Source organism: Marinobacterium nitratireducens (assembly GCF_014645375.1).
Lineage (GTDB): Bacteria > Pseudomonadota > Gammaproteobacteria > Pseudomonadales > Balneatricaceae > Marinobacterium_A > Marinobacterium_A nitratireducens.
The window spans coordinates 50,650-66,999 of record NZ_BMLT01000001.1 but is presented as its reverse complement, the minus strand read 5'-3'; the positions used below and the strand labels follow the sequence as shown (position 1 = coordinate 66,999).

At 62.8% G+C, this 16,350-nt stretch carries 15 protein-coding genes; 8 read left to right on the top strand and 7 right to left on the bottom strand.

The features are described from left to right. Positions 1-103 precede the first annotated feature (103 nt). From IEX85_RS00295 to IEX85_RS00280, 4 genes are all read right to left on the bottom strand, one after another. Entirely contained in the window at positions 104-586 is a 483-nt protein-coding gene (locus IEX85_RS00295; RefSeq protein ID WP_188857248.1) for an FKBP-type peptidyl-prolyl cis-trans isomerase, read from the bottom strand. Between the two features lie 162 nt (positions 587-748). Then, entirely contained in the window at positions 749-1,738 is a 990-nt protein-coding gene (locus IEX85_RS00290) for a hypothetical protein (RefSeq protein WP_188857246.1), read from the bottom strand. Positions 1,739-1,765: 27 nt separating this feature from the next. Continuing rightward, positions 1,766-2,590 (bottom strand): endonuclease, encoded by an 825-nt coding sequence (locus IEX85_RS00285; RefSeq protein ID WP_188857245.1) that lies wholly within the window; start codon positions 2,588-2,590, stop codon positions 1,766-1,768. A 206-nt stretch (positions 2,591-2,796) separates the two neighbouring features. Next, positions 2,797-3,063, bottom strand: a complete 267-nt coding sequence (locus IEX85_RS00280; protein ID WP_188857243.1) for a hypothetical protein — start codon at positions 3,061-3,063, stop codon at positions 2,797-2,799. Positions 3,064-3,183: 120 nt separating this feature from the next. Here IEX85_RS00280 and IEX85_RS00275 point away from each other — a divergent pair, with 120 nt between their 5' ends. Continuing rightward, complete coding sequence (locus tag IEX85_RS00275; protein ID WP_188857242.1) at positions 3,184-3,357, top strand: hypothetical protein; 174 nt, start codon at positions 3,184-3,186, stop codon at positions 3,355-3,357. A 10-nt stretch (positions 3,358-3,367) separates the two neighbouring features. Here the strand turns inward: IEX85_RS00275 and IEX85_RS00270 are convergent, their stop codons facing one another. After that, positions 3,368-5,854, bottom strand: a complete 2,487-nt coding sequence (locus tag IEX85_RS00270; protein WP_188857240.1) for a cation:proton antiporter — start codon at positions 5,852-5,854, stop codon at positions 3,368-3,370. Between the two features lie 320 nt (positions 5,855-6,174). Between IEX85_RS00270 and hmgA the strand changes: the two genes are divergently transcribed. The 3 genes from hmgA to maiA all read left to right on the top strand — a co-directional run bounded on the left by hmgA (position 6,175) and on the right by maiA (position 9,629). Further along, complete coding sequence (hmgA, locus tag IEX85_RS00265; protein WP_188857238.1) at positions 6,175-7,482, top strand: homogentisate 1,2-dioxygenase; 1,308 nt, start codon at positions 6,175-6,177, stop codon at positions 7,480-7,482. Positions 7,483-7,579: 97 nt separating this feature from the next. Continuing rightward, entirely contained in the window at positions 7,580-8,893 is a 1,314-nt protein-coding gene (gene fahA, locus IEX85_RS00260) for a fumarylacetoacetase (protein WP_188857237.1), read from the top strand. A gap of 103 nt (positions 8,894-8,996) precedes the next feature. Further along, positions 8,997-9,629: a maleylacetoacetate isomerase gene (gene maiA, locus IEX85_RS00255; RefSeq protein WP_188857235.1), complete on the top strand. Its 633-nt coding sequence runs from the start codon at positions 8,997-8,999 to the stop codon at positions 9,627-9,629. Positions 9,630-9,822: 193 nt separating this feature from the next. Here maiA and IEX85_RS00250 read toward each other — a convergent pair whose 3' ends face one another. Continuing rightward, the gene (locus tag IEX85_RS00250) at positions 9,823-10,359 is read right to left on the bottom strand and encodes a VOC family protein (protein ID WP_188857234.1); all 537 of its coding nucleotides are present in this window, start codon (positions 10,357-10,359) and stop codon (positions 9,823-9,825) included. A gap of 268 nt (positions 10,360-10,627) precedes the next feature. Here IEX85_RS00250 and IEX85_RS00245 point away from each other — a divergent pair, with 268 nt between their 5' ends. Both IEX85_RS00245 and lpxC read left to right on the top strand, forming a co-directional pair. Beyond that, complete coding sequence (locus tag IEX85_RS00245; protein ID WP_188857232.1) at positions 10,628-11,089, top strand: MarR family winged helix-turn-helix transcriptional regulator; 462 nt, start codon at positions 10,628-10,630, stop codon at positions 11,087-11,089. Between the two features lie 108 nt (positions 11,090-11,197). Continuing rightward, positions 11,198-12,112: a UDP-3-O-acyl-N-acetylglucosamine deacetylase gene (lpxC, locus tag IEX85_RS00240; protein ID WP_188857230.1), complete on the top strand. Its 915-nt coding sequence runs from the start codon at positions 11,198-11,200 to the stop codon at positions 12,110-12,112. 122 nt (positions 12,113-12,234) lie between these two features. On the opposite strand, the gene IEX85_RS00235 is transcribed toward lpxC, so the two are convergent. Then, a complete protein-coding gene (locus IEX85_RS00235; protein ID WP_188857229.1) occupies positions 12,235-13,620 on the bottom strand; it encodes a sigma-54 interaction domain-containing protein in 1,386 nt (461 codons plus the stop codon). 185 nt (positions 13,621-13,805) lie between these two features. Here IEX85_RS00235 and speB point away from each other — a divergent pair, with 185 nt between their 5' ends. Both speB and IEX85_RS00225 read left to right on the top strand, forming a co-directional pair. Beyond that, positions 13,806-14,762: an agmatinase gene (gene speB, locus IEX85_RS00230; protein WP_188857227.1), complete on the top strand. Its 957-nt coding sequence runs from the start codon at positions 13,806-13,808 to the stop codon at positions 14,760-14,762. Between the two features lie 76 nt (positions 14,763-14,838). Next, positions 14,839-16,248, top strand: coding sequence for a YjiH family protein (locus tag IEX85_RS00225; protein WP_188857226.1), 1,410 nt, complete (start codon positions 14,839-14,841; stop codon positions 16,246-16,248). Positions 16,249-16,350: the final 102 nt, after the last annotated feature.

Here is a 16,350-nt window from a genome sequence, read left to right as displayed (position 1 = left end):
CATCCCGGCACCAGGGACATGCGACTGCCGGATGCAAGCGGCGGCGGCACTGCATTTCCCTGGCCGGGACCGGGCGCGCGGCAGGCGCCCGGCGCTTTGATCATCAGTGGTGATGACCGCCTTCGCCATGGGCATGGCCGTGTTCGAGTTCTTCGTCGGTCGCAGCGCGAACGTCCATGACTTCGATGGCAAAATTCAGCACCTCGCCCGCCAGCGGGTGGTTGCCGTCCAGGGTGACGTTGTCGTCTGCAACGGCAACCACGGTCACCGGCTGCTCGCCCCACGGTGTCTGGGCCAGGAACTGCATGCCCACTTCGATCTGGTCGATGCCGACGAAGTTGCTGCGGTCCACGGTCTGGACCAGGTCGTCACGACGGCTGCCATAGCCGCGCTCCGGGTCTACGGTGACGTCCAGCTTGTCGCCGGCGGCCTTGCCTGCCAGCGCCGACTCCAGACCTTCAACGATGTTGCCACCGCCGTGCAGGTAGGCCAGCGGCTCCTGACCCTCGGACGAATCGATGACATTGCCCTCGGCGTTCTTCAGTGTGTAGTGGATCTTCACAACGGTATTGGCAGCGATTTGCATGGTGTTTCTCCGTTTGGCTATCGATTAAAACTGTCACAGGTCACCAACGGATTGACCCTGCCCGCCATGGACATTCGAGCATTGGCACTGAACAACAGCATTTTGGTAAATCGACGGGGACCGCCCCGTCAGGCGAATCCTAACGCGCCCCGTACGCCACTGTCACCCCCGCGTCGCAACAGAGCCGGAACGGTCCAGGCAGCCGCTCAGGGCATCGAAACGCCAGAGGTTGTCCGGCCGCAGGTTAACGCCCCCAATCCAGCGATCGACCGGCTGCTGCGCCAGCCAGTCGCGCTCGCCGCACAGCACCTCACGACCGGCTGCGGCAAGCCCGATACGCAGCGCCAGGAAGTCGTCGCCACCGCCGCACAGTCCGGGCCGCTCGAAACGACCTCCCCGCACCCTCAGAAGCGGACAGGGAGACGCGAGCAGGCGCTCGAGCATCAGCCAGAAGCTGGCGTCGCCCATAAAGGCGACGTCTTCGCGTTCGCGTACCGCGCGAAACAGCTCTCCCGGACCGAGCTCGGCATCCGCCAGCGCCTCGAGTGTCAGACGTTCACTGAGGCTGAGGCCGTCCGGCCCCGGATACTCCTGCAGCAGCCTTGCGAGCGCGCGATGCAGAAATGGCAGTGCCGACAGGTCGCGCTGCAACAGCGCTGCGAGCGCCCGCGGATTGGCGGCGCCGAAGGCCAGCCAGGCCTCGGCGCCGAGTTGCAGCTGGGCCTCGGTCAGCGCCTTGCGACCGTTGAACAGTTCCCGGGTGCGTACAGGATCCGCGCGCCCCAGGTAGTCCTCGACGAACACCAGCTGCGGCCAGGCGCAGTCACGACCTTCACCGGCGTACCAGTGCAGCAGTTGCATCAGGTGCAGCTGGTCGTAGAGTTCGAAGGAGTTCCAGATCACCACGCCGCCGTCCCGGGCGGCACTGCGAAACAGCGCATCCCGCGCCTGAAAGTGGGTCTGCGCCTCGAAGTCAGTGGCCCAGCCACAACTGGCGATATAGGCGGCGCGCACCGCTGACAGCTCGTCGAGACCGAGCCCGGCCGGTACCGGCCCCTCATGCAGCACGTCATCCCAGGCCAGAAAGCCGCCCTCGATGCCGCATTGCCCAAGCCACTGATTGGCCATCTCACCGTTGGTGATATGTCGCATGATAAGTCCCTCCGGTTCTACACCCGTTCACTCTGCCCCCGGCATCAGCGAGCCCGCGCCGGTTGGCACGCCCCCTGCCGCTCCGGCGCTGACCAGTGCGTGCGCCCCGGCTTCGACATGGGGGTTGCCGTTGCCCTGGACCAGACGGATGCGACGGTTGCGCTCGAGTTCCCAGGCATCCACCGGGTCGGCGCGGTTCCAGGCCTCCAGCAGCCGGGTCTCCTGGCGACTGAGCCTCAGCCCGTAACGATCCCGCATATAGAAATAGGTACGGGCGATATCACCGCGCACACCCTCGGCCGGCTCCGCAACCCGAGCCTTGAAATCGACCTCGACATCGCAGCGGCCGTAGGCGCGCGATTCGCCGGCCACCATCCCATAACCATAGTTGGACCTGTCGCCGTTGACCTCGCCGATTGCCGGCACCAGGTTGTGCATGTCCGACTCCATACGCCTGAATTCCGGGTCCTTGCGGCAGGCCCGGCGCCCGCCCTGCTGCCAGCACTGGCGTTGATGCCCGAAGGCCCAGGCGGGCATCAGGTGTTCCCACTCGATCCGTGACGCCCGGTTGGCATTCTTGCGCGGCTGATAACCGCAGGCGGCAAGATCCGGCGACAGGCGCTTGCCAATGGCGCTGAAACGGCAGCCGCAGTAAAAACTCTGGGCGTTGCTGCTGTAGATAGCCGCAAGTTCTCGTTTTGCGGTGGAGAAGGACATCGGCTGGTCCGCCGGTGCAGAGGCTGGCAACAGCATCAGCAATGCCGCCAGCGCGTTAACGCCGTGCCAGCGACAGGCCGACACACCGCGGCGTACCGCCCCAAGCCCTGTCGGCACGAAAAAAATTCGCCTCATCGTCATGTAATACCCGCCCAAAAAAGAGCGTAATATTACTTTAAATTTCAACCACTTTTATACAAAAGCTCGAAACAACACGACATTGGCGACAAAAATTAGGAATTCGTCCTAAATCCTTTCGGCATTTTTTTGGCTAAGGTTTCCCCAGTAACGAAATCCGTCGGGATCCGGTTTACGCATGGACAGCTGCGAACCCTTTCCGACTAGGCGGCAAAGCCTGTTCGCAGGCCCGCCACACCGGCAAGAATCCATCCTTTACAGGAGGCACCATCATGGAAAGATCCTGCCCCCCATGCCAGCGAATGACGGCCAAGGCAGCTCCACACCCGGATCTCATATCCCTCAGCAAGATGGAAAACAGCCAGCTGTTCAAATGTCGCTGCTGCAACAGTTACCTTCACCTGGACCTGAACGGCTGGGAAATTCTCAGCGCCGGCAATTACCCGCCGCAAACTCAGGATGACAGCCATTCTTTGCGAAGCGCCTGAAGCAAGGATGCACGCAGCGGTCAGCACAGACCGCTGCAGAACACCGAAGCGAAACCCGGGGGACACGCCATGGCGGAATGCGCAGGTTGTAATACAACGCTGATGCACCGGAACCCGCGCCTGCTGGATCTCACGCACTTCAGCATTCTGTTCGAGGGACCGTCGCTGTGCATCGCCCGCTGCGACGCCTGCGGACGCTGGCTGGTGAACGATGGCAGCCGCTGGGAACCGCTGCTGCAGCAGGAACGGTTAACGGCTGCCCGCGACAATTGCTGAGCCCACCACCTTATTCGTCACGCTGCGCGACCTGGCGGTCCCGCGCCGCTTTCTCCAGGGCATCACGGATAGCCGGATACTCGTGCATCGCCTGAAGCACGTCCTGACGGCGCAGCTCGTACAGCGAACAGGGGGTGACCGCGCGCACGGTGGCACTTCGCGGCGCCTGATGCAGCAACGCCATTTCACCGCAGAAGTCACCGGCCATCAGCGTCGCCAGCTGGCGTGACTTGCCGCCATCATGCCGGATCACTCGCACCACGCCACGCGCGATCAGGTACAGCGAGAAGCCGGTCTCGCCCTGAGTGATGATATCGTCCCCCTGCGCTACCGTCAGCGAGCGCATGCGCGCCGCCAGGCCTGCAAACTCGGCTTCGGGAATCTCACGCAGGAAGGGCACCTTGCGCAGCAGCTCACCGGGCTCGACCCGCAGACGCTTGACCTCGTGGCCGCGCAGGGACCGCAGCTGCCGCGCCATTTCATGCTCCAGCGTCTCGGCGATACCGGGGGGAAGGGTTCCATGCTCGAGTTGCTCGTCGATCGCCTCGACCTCGGCCAGCAGGATCAGCCGCTGCCCCAGCCTTTCCTGCATATCCGCAACGAACTCGGGAAACTGCTCCGCCATCTGGTCAAGCCGGTCGCGCGCACCGTCGTACCAGCTGACGTACTGATCACGTACCTCGGACGCCACCTGAGCGGACACCGACTCGGTTTCCACCAGCTCGTCGAATCGCTCCAGCACCCGACCGCAGCTCTGGTAACGCCCCCATGCCATCTCGTAATCCATCGCCACCTGGCGGATACGCAGCCGCTCCAGATAGCCGGCCAGCGACGAGAAACGCCCCAGCAGCCTCAGGCGCAGCCGGTCCAGCGTGGTACGGCGCTTCTCGCTGAAAGCGATGTCGTCGAGCTCGTCCTGGAAACGTACGGCATCGAGATTGAGCGCCACCTGCTGACGCAGACGCAGATAGGATGACTCGCTCAGGTGCCCCTTGTTGAACATGTCGATAAACAGCGCCTGCTCCTCGGCGAATCCCCGCAGGTACAACAGTCGCCGCTCCTCGTTGGGGTTGAGTTCCGCGCGCCGAAGCTGCGCCAGCTCTTCGCGGATGGTCAGCATCTCGCGATCGGAATTGAGCTGCAGCTGCCGGGCAATGGAACCCGAGAACAGACCGCCCTCCATCAGTTCAGGTATGCGGCTCTGCGCGCGGCGTTTCGCCAGCAGATTACCTTCGACGCGGGCGAAGCGGTCCGCCAGCGACGGCCGGTCCAGCGCCAGCCGATGCACCAGACGGTCGATGCTCAGCGCCGGCACCAGCAGTGTGAAAAGCACCGCCCCCATGACCAGTGGCGTGAAGGTCTCGGAGTATTCGAACGCCGGCAGACTGAGTGCGATCGCCAAGGCGATGGCGCCACGCAACCCGCCCCAGTAGATCACGGCCTTGTAGCCGAAGCCGACGGGCTGGGCGCCCGGCAGGCGCTCGACCAGCGGCATCAGTCCGAACACCACCACCAGGCGCGACAGCAGCATGCCCAGAATGACCCAGAGCAGCAATGGCAGGATATGCAGCAGTGACGACAGCTCGACCTTGAGCCCCACCATCAGAAAGATCAGCGCCGTGGCGATGAACGCCATGTACTCCCAGAAATGCTCGAGATAGGCCCGCACCGCAGGCGATACCCGGATCCAGCCCCAGCCGCTGAACGTCAGTGCCGCGGCCACCGCGGCCATGACCCCGCTGACATGCAGCAGTTCTTCCGCCACCAGAAATGACGCATACGCCAGCACAGTGGTCAGTGTTATCTCGATCGGATGATGCCCTTCGACCAGCGTCAGCAGGTATCCGGTCAGCAGCGCCATCAGCCAGCCGACCACCAGCCCGCCGACAAACACCACCACGAAATCGACCACCCCGTTGACCACCGACTCTGTCGAAACGCTGCCGGCCACCAGAATTCCGACCAGTACCCGCGACAACACGATGGAGGTGGCGTCGTTGAACAGACTCTCGCCCTCGACCAGCACGGTCAGCCGGCGCGGCGCACCGAGCCGTTTGAACAGTGCGATCACCGCCACCGGATCCGTGGCGCTGAGAATGGCACCGAGCAGCAGAGCCGCGGGAAAGGGTATCGGCGTGGCCAGCGACACGACGCCGCCGATGATGAAGGTCGATACCAGCAGTCCCGGAACCGCCAGCACCAGCACCGGCACCAGGTCCCGCCGCAGCTGACGCGCATCGAGGTGAAAGGCGGATTCGAACACCAGCGTCGGAAGAAAGACGTAGAGTATCAGGCCTGAGGAGATTTCCAGTTCCTCGAAGGCGCCAAAGGTATGCGGGTAGGAGTCGGCCAGCGCCGCCAGCGCCAGCCCGACCAGAACCAGCGCCACGGTAAATGGAAAGCGCAGCTTTTCTGTCACCGCCATCGTCGCGGCGGCGATGAGCAGCAGCACGATGATACCGGCGACCAGATGGGCGATGTGCAGGCCGGACTCCATGGCGGGCCTCGCAAGTGCGGATTGAATAACTACATTAAAGAAGGCGATCTCGCCAACGGTCAAACCCGAACGCGAATGACTGCCGGGCACGCGCGCCACAGCAGCAACCACCAAATTTCTTAGATGCAACCATAATGGCGCAAAAACCCGGACAAAACTCGCAGAAATACCGTAAAAGGCCCAAAGCCGCTTGAAAAACGACCTTCATACGAGTAATGTTAGTTTCAGTTGCAACTATTAACCCGACAAAAACTGCGCTGAGATGCAGAACCGGATCGCCAGCGCGCCATAAAAACCCAAACCCCGAGTGCAGCCCGACGATGATCAACCCAAACGAACTCCAGTACCTCAGCGGTTTTGGCAACGAACATGAGACGGAAGCGCTGCCCGGCGCCCTTCCGATCGGCCAGTTCAACCCGCAGAAGTGCCCGTACAACCTGTACGCCGAGCAGTTCAGCAGCACCGCGTTCACCGCGCCCCGCCACAGCAACAGGCGCACCTGGACCTACCGCCTGCGTCCGTCGATCGCGATGGGTGACTTCGCCCCCATCGACAAGGGCCTGATCCGCACCGCACCGATCACCGAAGCCGTGTGTCCGCCGAACGCAATGCGCTGGGACGCGCTGGCGATCCCCGAACAGCCGACCGACTTCATCGACGGCCTGATCACCGTGGCCGCCAACGGCGATGCACGCGCCCAGACCGGCATCGGTATCCACGTCTACCGCGCCAACAAGGGCATGGGTGATCGCTTCTTCTACAATGCCGACGGCGAACTGCTTTTCGTGCCGCAGCAGGGCGCGCTGCTGGCCTACACCGAAATGGGCATCCTGCACGTCAAGCCCGGCGAGATCCTGGTGATTCCCCGGGGCGTCAAGTTCAAGATCGAGCTGCCGGACGGACCGGTGCGCGGCTATATCGCGGAGAACTACGGCGCCCCGCTGCACCTCCCCGAGCGCGGCCCCGTCGGCGCCAACGGTTACGCCAACGACCGCGACTTCCAGTACCCGAGCGCCTGGTTCGAAGACCGTGAGGGCGAGTTCGCACTGGTCGCCAAGTTCTGCGGCAATCTGCATCAGGCGCCGCTTGGCCACTCGCCGCTGGACGTGGTCGGCTGGGTTGGCACCAGCGCACCTTACAAGTACGACCTGTCGCGTTTCAACGTCATCAACACCGTGAGCTATGACCATCCGGACCCGTCGATCTTCACGGTGCTGACGTCCCAGAGCGACACCGAGGGCGTGGCCAACATCGATTTCGTGATTTTCCCGCCACGCTGGATGGTGGCCGAAGACACCTTCCGTCCGCCCTGGTACCACCGCAACATCATGAGCGAGTTCATGGGACTGATCGAAGGCGTCTACGATGCCAAGGAAAAGGGCTTCGAGCCCGGCGGCATGAGCCTGCACAACTGCATGACGCCCCACGGCCCCGAAGCCGAGGTATTCGAAAAAGCGAGCAACGCGGAACTTGCACCGGAGCGCTATGCCAACACCCTGGCCTTCATGTTCGAGTCACGCTACGTGATCGAACCGACCCGATTCGCCCTCGAGACCGAGGCGCGCCAGCACGACTATATTGAGTGCTGGTCCGGGCTCAAGAAGTACTTCAACGGCAGCAAAGACTGACGGGCAAAGCCCGGTCGCACAGCCGGGCTTTCCCGCGCCTGATTCACACCGACAAGGCCCCAGCGAGAAGGGCCGCAACAGCAAAGGTTACCCAAACATGACCAGACTGAACGAAACCCACGACAGCTCACTGACCAGCTGGGTCGCCTCCGCCAACGGCGAAACCGACTTTCCGATCCAGAATCTGCCGTTCGCCAGCTTTCGCCGCGCCGGCAGCGACGAGACATTTCGTGGCGGTGTCGCCATCGGCGACCAGATTGTCGACCTGGCGGCGCTGCACAACAGCGCGCCCTTTGACGGTCTCGCCGGCGAGGCGCTCGCGGCCGCAGCCGAACCGCGCCTCAACCGTTTCATGGGCATGGGCCAGGCGGCCTGGTCGGCGCTGCGCCTGGCGCTGTCCCGTGCGCTTCGCAGCGGCAGCGAGCAGCAGGCCAGCCTGCAGGGCTGCCTGATCGCCCAGACCGATGCCGAGTATGGCCTGCCCTGCTCCATCGGCGACTACACCGACTTCTACACCTCGGTCTTTCACGCCACTTCCGTCGGGGCGCTGTTCCGCCCGGATAACCCCCTGCTGCCGAACTACAAGTGGGTGCCGATCGGTTATCACGGCCGCGCTTCGTCGATCGGCGTCTCCGGCCAGAAATTCCCGCGTCCGCAGGGCCAGACCAAGGCACCCGACGCGACCGAACCGAGCTTCGGCCCCTGCAAGCGCCTCGACTACGAACTGGAGATCGGCATCTTCATCGGCGCCGGCAATGAACTGGGCGAACCGGTCAGCATCGACCGCGCCGAAGATCACGTTTTCGGCATCTGCCTGTTCAATGACTGGTCGGCACGTGACATCCAGGCATGGGAATATCAGCCGCTCGGCCCGTTCCTGTCGAAGAACTTCGCCTCGACCATTTCACCCTGGATCGTAACGATGGAAGCGCTGGCGCCGTACCGCACCGCCTTTGCCCACCCGGCCGAGGACCCGCAGCCGCTGCCGTACCTCAGTTCCGAGAGCAACAGCCGCGAAGGTGCGCTGGATATTCAGCTCGAGTGCCTGCTGCAGACCGAACAGATGCGCAACAACGGCGAAGCGCCGACCCGGCTGTCCGAATCCAGCTTCAAGCACAGCTACTGGACCGTCGGCCAGATGGTCGCGCACCATACCGTCAACGGCTGCAACCTGCAGCCGGGCGATCTGCTCGGGTCGGGCACCCAGTCAGGCCCGGAGCACGAGGAAGCCGGATCGCTGCTGGAACTCACCGTCGGCGGCAAGCAGGCCATCAGCCTGCCCAACGGCGAAACCCGCACTTTCCTGGAAGATGGCGATGCGGTGGTGATGCGCGGCTACTGCGCCAAGCCCGGCGCAGCACGCATCGGCTTCGGCGAAGTCGTCGGCACCATTCTGCCGGCCCGCGTCTAACCTGTAGGAGCCGCGCCCTCGCGGCGAATGCTGCATGACCATGCACTGCCGCCTCGGCCCTTCGCGGCGGGGCGCCGCTCCTACGAGCTTGAGAAGGACTCCGATGGAACTCTTTACCTACTTCCGCTCCTCCGCCGCCTACCGCGTACGCATAGCGCTTAACCTGAAAAACATCGAACACCGGCTGACGCCGGTGAACCTGCTCAAGGGCGAGCAGCTCGGTGACGTATACCGCGCCCTCAACCCACAGGGGCTGTTGCCGGCGCTGAAGCTGGACGACGGGCGGCTGCTGACCCAGTCCACCGCCATACTCGAATACCTCGAGGCGGAATTTCCGGATAAGCCGCTGCTGCCGGCCGATCCCTGCGAAGCCGCAACCGTACGGGCCTGGGCCAACCTGATCGCCTGCGAAATCCATCCGCTGAATAACCTGCGGGTACTGAAATACCTCAAGGGCACGCTGAACGTCAGCGACGACGAGAAAACCGCCTGGTACCATCACTGGATCCACGAAGGCTTCAAGGCGCTCGAGCCGCAACTGGCCGCAGCGCCGTACTGCCACGGCGCCGAGGTAACACTGGCGGATCTCTACCTGATTCCGCAGGTTTACAACGCCCAGCGTTTCGAGCTCGACATGTCGCCCTACCCGAAAATCCGCTCGGTCTGGGATGCCTGCAACGCACTGCCCGCATTCGACGCCGCGCGTCCGGAGAACCAGGCCGACGCGACGGGCTGATGGAAAGGTGACGCGTTAGACGTGCGTGACGCGGACGGGTGACGGGTGACGGGATTAAGCCAGGCATTGAGCTTCCCGCCGTAGCACGTTGAACGCGCAAGATAAAAGGCCCCGCCAGGATGTTTCCTGGCGGGGCCTTTTGGTTGTGCTTTTTCGACGCGTAACTCGTCACGCGTAACCCGTAACACCTGCCTCAGTCGGCAAACTCTTCCGAATGCAGCCAGGCGGCGTGATCGACCGCTCTCTTGGTCTTGCTCCAGGCCTCCAGCATTTCCGGCGCCAGCTCATGCAGCCGGTCGATCTGACCCGGCTTGTCAGTGCGCACGGTCAACTCCAGGCGATGCCCGTTGGGGTCGAAGAAGTAGATCGATTTGATTATTTCGTGGTTGGTCGGCCCCACCACCTCGATACCCTTCGCTTCGAGTTCCGCCTTGGCTTCGAGAAGCGCCTCTTCGCTCTCGAGCTCGAAGGCAATATGCTGCACCCAGGCCGGTGTATTGGGATCGGTACCCATGTTGGGCGAATTCGGCAGCTCGAAGAACGCCAGAATGTTGCCGTTGCCGGCGTCCATGAACAGGTGCATGTAGGGGTCCGGTTCCTTGGTCGAGGGCACCCTGTCTTCCGAGATCGCCAGAATGAAATCCATGTTGAGATTGTCCCGGTAGAACTCAACGGTTTCCTTCGCATCCCTGCAGCGATATGCAACGTGATGAATCTGCTTGATATTCATGGGCGGCCTCGATTTGTATTTAGTTTCAAGTGAAACCAATAATAGTCTCACATGAGACTATTTGTAAAGCCCTTTCAGTGGGCATGGATTAAACGGACGCCTAATCCCTGAAACGCCCCCGTAAAATCCCCTCAACATGGGCTTTAGGCTGCACCGGCCTGCTCGAATGCCATCGCCCGCAGGCCGGATCGGCGCCTGCCCGCGTTGCAGAGACTATTCTCGGGTGAGAGAATTACCTATTAATGTCAATGAGAGGGGGGCCGATAACGTGCCCGAACAGACCAGCAAATCGCTTATTCTGCAACAATTCATCCCCTACCGGATGGTCAACACCGCCAAGCGCATCAGCGACAACCTGTCGAAGATTTACGTCAGCGAGCATTTTGGCGTCACCATCCCGGAGTGGCGAATCCTGGCCCGCCTGGCCGAAGACGAACGCCTCAACTCCCGGGATATCGGCAGAATCACCATGATGGACAAGTCCAAGGTTTCCCGCGGCGTCAAGCTGCTGGACGGCAAGGGGCTGCTGATCAAGGAAAAGGATGAACAGGACCACCGCGTGACCTACCTGTCGCTGTCGGAAGCCGGCTGCCGGCTCTATCACGAACTGGCTCCCCGGGCGCTGGAGTGGGAAAGCAGGCTGATCCGGGTGCTGGATACCAGCGAATACCGCGACCTGATGCGCATTCTCGAAAAGCTCGACAAGCAACTCGATTCCATGGAGAGCTGAAAGCTTCGCTATGCTATGGGTACCATTGAAAGTCCTTATTGGCGGCGCGGTATGCTTCGGCGGTAGCCTGCTGCGGTTGAATTCGACAGGACCACACAGGCACCCCAGATGCTCCATCAGATCACGACGCAAAGGGCTTTCCAGATCTCGGGAATCGGCTTGCACAGCGGCCGCAAGGTCCGTGTACAGGTATCACCGGCCCCCGTCGGCAGCGGCATCCGCCTGCGGCGCACCGACCTGACACCGGCTCAGTCCTTCAGCCTCAACGCCGAGGCGGTTCACCAGACCACCCTCAACACCGGCCTGGTCAATGAACGGGGAGCCCGCCTGTCTACCGTCGAGCACCTGATGGCCGCGATCAGCGGCCTGGGCCTCGATAATCTGCTGGTCGAGGTGGAGGGCCCGGAAATGCCGATTATGGATGGCAGCGCCGCACCCTTTCTGTTTCTGTTCAACGAAGTCGGGCTCAAGACCCAGCCGGCACCCAAATCCTTTCTGCGTGTCACCAAGCCTGTCTGCGTGCGGCAGAAAGACAAGTATGCCGTGTTGCGGCCCGCCAATGGCTTTCGCATCCGTGCCAGCATCGACTTCGACCACCCGGCGTTGCGCGCCGGCAGCCAGACCCTCGACATAGACCTCACCCCTCAGCGCTTTGCCGACGAGATAAGCCGCGCCCGAACCTTCGGCTTTCTGCGCGACATAGAAGCCCTGCACAGCCAGGGCCTGGCGCTTGGCGGCGGCTTCAACAACGCCGTGGTACTGGACGACTACCGGGTGCTGAATCCGGAAGGGCTGCGCTACCAGGACGAGTTCGTGCGTCACAAGGTGCTGGACGCCATCGGCGACCTGCGCATGTGCGGCTACAACCTGCTTGCCGAGCTTGAGTGCCACAAGCCCGGACACGGCCTCAACAACCTGCTGCTGCGCGAGCTGATGGCCCGCGAAGATGCCTGGGAAATCACTACCACCGAACCGGCCGACGTGCCCCAGTGGCGCGACCAGCTGTGCTGGTCGCCGGCCTAACGATACCGAGTCGACCACCCCGCCGCCCAGGGTCATGACTACAGATCATAACCCCATACGCATTGATCGGTTGCGCACCAGGGTCCTGACAATAGACTGTTAATACTCTGCCTGAGCCGGCCTCAGGCACCGCCGATGGACAGTCCGTGCTTGCGCAGCCGCCGGAAAACCGTCGGCTGACTGAGCCCCAGCCGTTCGGCCAGCTCGTAAGTGCTGCGACAGCCCCCGAGCGCCTCCTCCAGCAGCTTCCTTTCGTAGGCATCCAGCGCCTCGGTCAGGCTTCGCCCCTGCAGCGCCTGCGGCGCCACCTCGACCGGAGCCGCCACCGCAGCCGGCGTCGCGCTGCCCATTTCGCAGCGGATCAGCTGGTCGGGGCTGGCGACGTAAAAGCGTTCGAGCACGTTTTCCAGCTCCCGCACGTTGCCGGGCCAGTCGTACTGCACCAGCTGGTGCAGCGCCTGGCTGTCCAGCACCTTGCTCTGCCCGTAGCGCTCGTTGAGGCGCGCCAGCACGATCTCGAGCAGCACGGGAATGTCCTCGGGACGCTCGCGCAGCGCCGGAATCGTCATCGGCACCACGTTGAGACGATAGAAAAGATCGAGACGAAAGGAGCCCGCCGCCACCTGCTCGTCAAGGGCATGATTGGTGGCGCTGATCAGGCGAAAGTCGATCGCCCGCGGCTCGGTGCTGCCAAGCCGGGTCACCTTGCCGTCCTGCAGTACCTTGAGCAGCTTGACCTGCATCGGCAGCGGCAGGTCGCCCACCTCGTCGAGAAACAGAGTGCCGCCCTGCGCCTGCTCGATCAGCCCCGGCTTGCCCTGACGTGCCGCACCGGTGAAGGAGCCCGGGGCGTAGCCGAACATCTCCGATTCGAAGAGGTTTTCCGGAATGGCACTGCAGTTGACCTCGATGAACGGGCCGTCCCGGCGCGGGCTGAGCCGGTGCGTGAGCTGCGCAAAGGCGGTCTTGCCGACACCCGATTCCCCCAGCAGCAGCAGGCTGGCGTCCGTGGGCGCGATACGCTGCAGCAACTCGTAGAGCTCGCGCACCTGGGGACTGCGAAAGCCCAGCGCATCCACCCGCACGGTCTCGGCGTCCCCCGGATAACGCCGCTTTGCCAGCTTCTGCTGCAGCAGCTCGTATTCCTTCTGCAGTAGGTGCAGGTCGGTCAGATCCTGGGAGAAACTCACCACCCTGATCAGCGTGCCGTTCTCGTCGAAGACCGGAAACCCCTCGGCCATCACCGTGCGCCCGGTATCGGTCGACTGCATCACCTGGACCGGCTCGCGCCGCTTCAGCACCTGCACCGTCACCGACGGCCTCAACAGCCCCTCGCGCTCGAGCTGCTGTGCCGAGACACCGAGCAGCTGCGAGATTTCGCGACCGTAGATACGGGCACAGTTGCTGCCGGCACGCAGAATCACGCCCTCGCCGTCGGTGATCATGATATTGTCGCGCGACTTCTCGAGTACCATTTCAAGTTCACGCTCGGTGTAGGACTGCGTCATCGCCAAACTCCAATTCAACTTGGAATTATTATTCACAATTGAATTAAATCTTTCAATTCAAAGTTGGATCATTGGCGTCGATCAGCCTGATTTTTTGTTTAAATTCAGATAATTATAAAACTGGCACGATACTCGCTTAGACATATGTAACGAAAAACCAGAATACCCAGCGAGAAGGAAATACCATGTCAGAACGTCGCTTCAACCAGCCCCTGGGCGGTAACGAGATGCCGCGCTTCGGCGGTCCGGCCACCATGATGCGCCTGCCGACCCAGAACACCGCGGCGGGCCTCGATGCGGCCTTTATCGGCGTGCCCCTCGACATCGGCACCTCCAACCGCCCGGGCTCGCGCCTGGCCCCGCGCCAGATCCGCGACGAGTCGCGCATGCTGCGCCCGTACAACGTCGCCACCTTCGCGGCGCCCTTCGAGAGCCTGCAGGTCGCCGACATCGGCGATGTGCCGATCAACACCTTCAACCTGCTCAAGAGCATGGACATTATCGAAGCCTTCTACGATGAAGTGCTCGAACACGACTGCAAGCCGCTGACCCTCGGCGGCGACCACACCATCGTGCTGCCGATCCTGCGCGCGCTGAAAAAGAAGTACGGTCCGGTCGGACTGATCCACGTCGATGCCCACGCCGACATCAACGACCATATGTTCGGCGAGAAGATCGCCCACGGCACCCCCTTCCGTCGCGCCGTCGAAGAAGGCCTGCTGGATTGCGAACGCGTGGTGCAGATCGGACTGCGCGGCACCGGCTACAGCGCCGACGAATTCGACTGGTCGCGGGACCAGGGCTTCCGCGTGGTGCCGGCGGAAGAGTGCTGGCACAGGTCCCTGACGCCGCTGATGGAGGAAGTCCGCGCCAAGGTCGCCGGCGGCCCCGTCTACATCAGCTTCGATATCGACGGCCTCGATCCGGCCTACGCGCCGGGCACCGGCACCGCCGAGATCGCCGGCCTGACCGCGCCCCAGGGCCTGGAAATCGTGCGCGGCTGCAAGGGCCTCGACATCGTCGGCGGCGACCTGGTCGAGGTCTCGCCGCCGTACGACACCACCGGCAACACCGCGCTGCTGGGCGCGAACCTGCTGTTCGAGATGCTCTGCGTACTGCCGGGCGTGAAGTACGACCGCTGAGAATCCGGGCCCCGGCCGTGTCCGAGGCCCTCACTTTCGCTCACCAACCTATAATTAGACCCCGAAGGGCTTGCGAATGAACCAACATCTGGACCAACAAGAAGCCGGCAGCCTGCTGCTCACCGACCGCGATGACCCCCATCCGAAGCACAGCCTGACCGCGTACCTGAAGTTCATCATACCGTCGCTGATCGGCATTCTTTTCTTCCTGACCCCCATCGTCGTCGACGGCAAGGTCACCATCGGCATGGGCGTGCTCGCCGATATGCTCAAGGAAGCGGCCAAGGACTACCTGCCGGCCTTCGCCACCTCCCTGCTGGTGATTTCGGCGCTGGTATCGCTGTACGCGGCGCTACTCAAGCCCCGCTGGACTCAAAGGGACAGTACCCTGGTCGAGATCTTCACGCCGAAGGGTATCTGGCTGTGGCTCCGGGTCGTCGGCGCAGCCTTCGCCGCCATGACAATGTTTCAGGTCGGCCCGGAATGGGTCTGGAACCGCAATACCGGCGGCGTCATGCTGCTCGACCTGACCCCGGTCCTGATCACCTTCTTTTTCTTCGCCGCCATCCTGCTGCCCTTCCTGGTCGACTTCGGCTTCATGGAGTTCATCGGCACCCTGGTACGAAACGTCTTCCGCAAGATATTCAGGCTGCCGGGCCGCTCGTCCATCGACGCCGTCGCCTCCTGGCTTGGCTCCGGCACCGTCGGGGTGCTCATCACCACCCAGCAGTATGAGCAGGGCTTCTACTCCAAGCGCGAAGCCGCGGTCATCGCCACCAACTTCTCCATCGCCTCGATCGCCTTCAGCCTGCTGATCTCCAGCTTTATCGGCCTGGACCACCTGTTCGTGCCCTTCTACCTGACCGTGGTCGTTGCCGGCCTGGTCGCCGCCATCATCACGCCGCGCCTGCCGCCGCTGTGCTGGAAGAAGGACGAGTACAACGAATCCGCCGGCAAGCAGATCAAGGAAGAACTGCCGAACGGCCATTCGCTGTTCTCCTGGGGACTGGAACAGGCCGTGCGCCGCGCCGCCACCGCGCCGAGCCCGGGCGCACTGGGCAAAACCTGCCTGATGAACGTTACCGACATCTGGTTCGGCCTGCTGCCGCTGGTGATGGCGATCGGCACCGTCTCGCTGGCGTTGACCGAATACACCCCGATCTTCACCTGGCTGTCCTATCCGTTCATTCCGCTACTCGAGCTGCTGCAGCTGCCGGAAGCGCACGCCGCCGCGCCCACCATGCTGGTAGGTTTCGCCGATATGTTCCTGCCCGCGGTCCTGGGCAAGGGCATCGAAAGCGAACTGACCCGTTTCGTCGTCGCCTGCGTCTCCCTGACCCAGCTGATCTACATGTCGGAAGTGGGCGTGTTGCTGCTCAAGTCCAAGATCCCGCTGAACCTGCTTGAGCTGTTCGCGATCTTCATTTTGCGCACCCTGATCACCCTGCCGATCATCGCGCTGATCGCCCACACCCTGGTGTTCTGATCGGTAAGCCCCCCTGCGGCTCTGACCAACAGGGCCGCCTGACGATAAGTGGTGCGGTGGTGGTGCGGTTCGTTTCACCCACCGGCACCGTTCCGCGTTGAT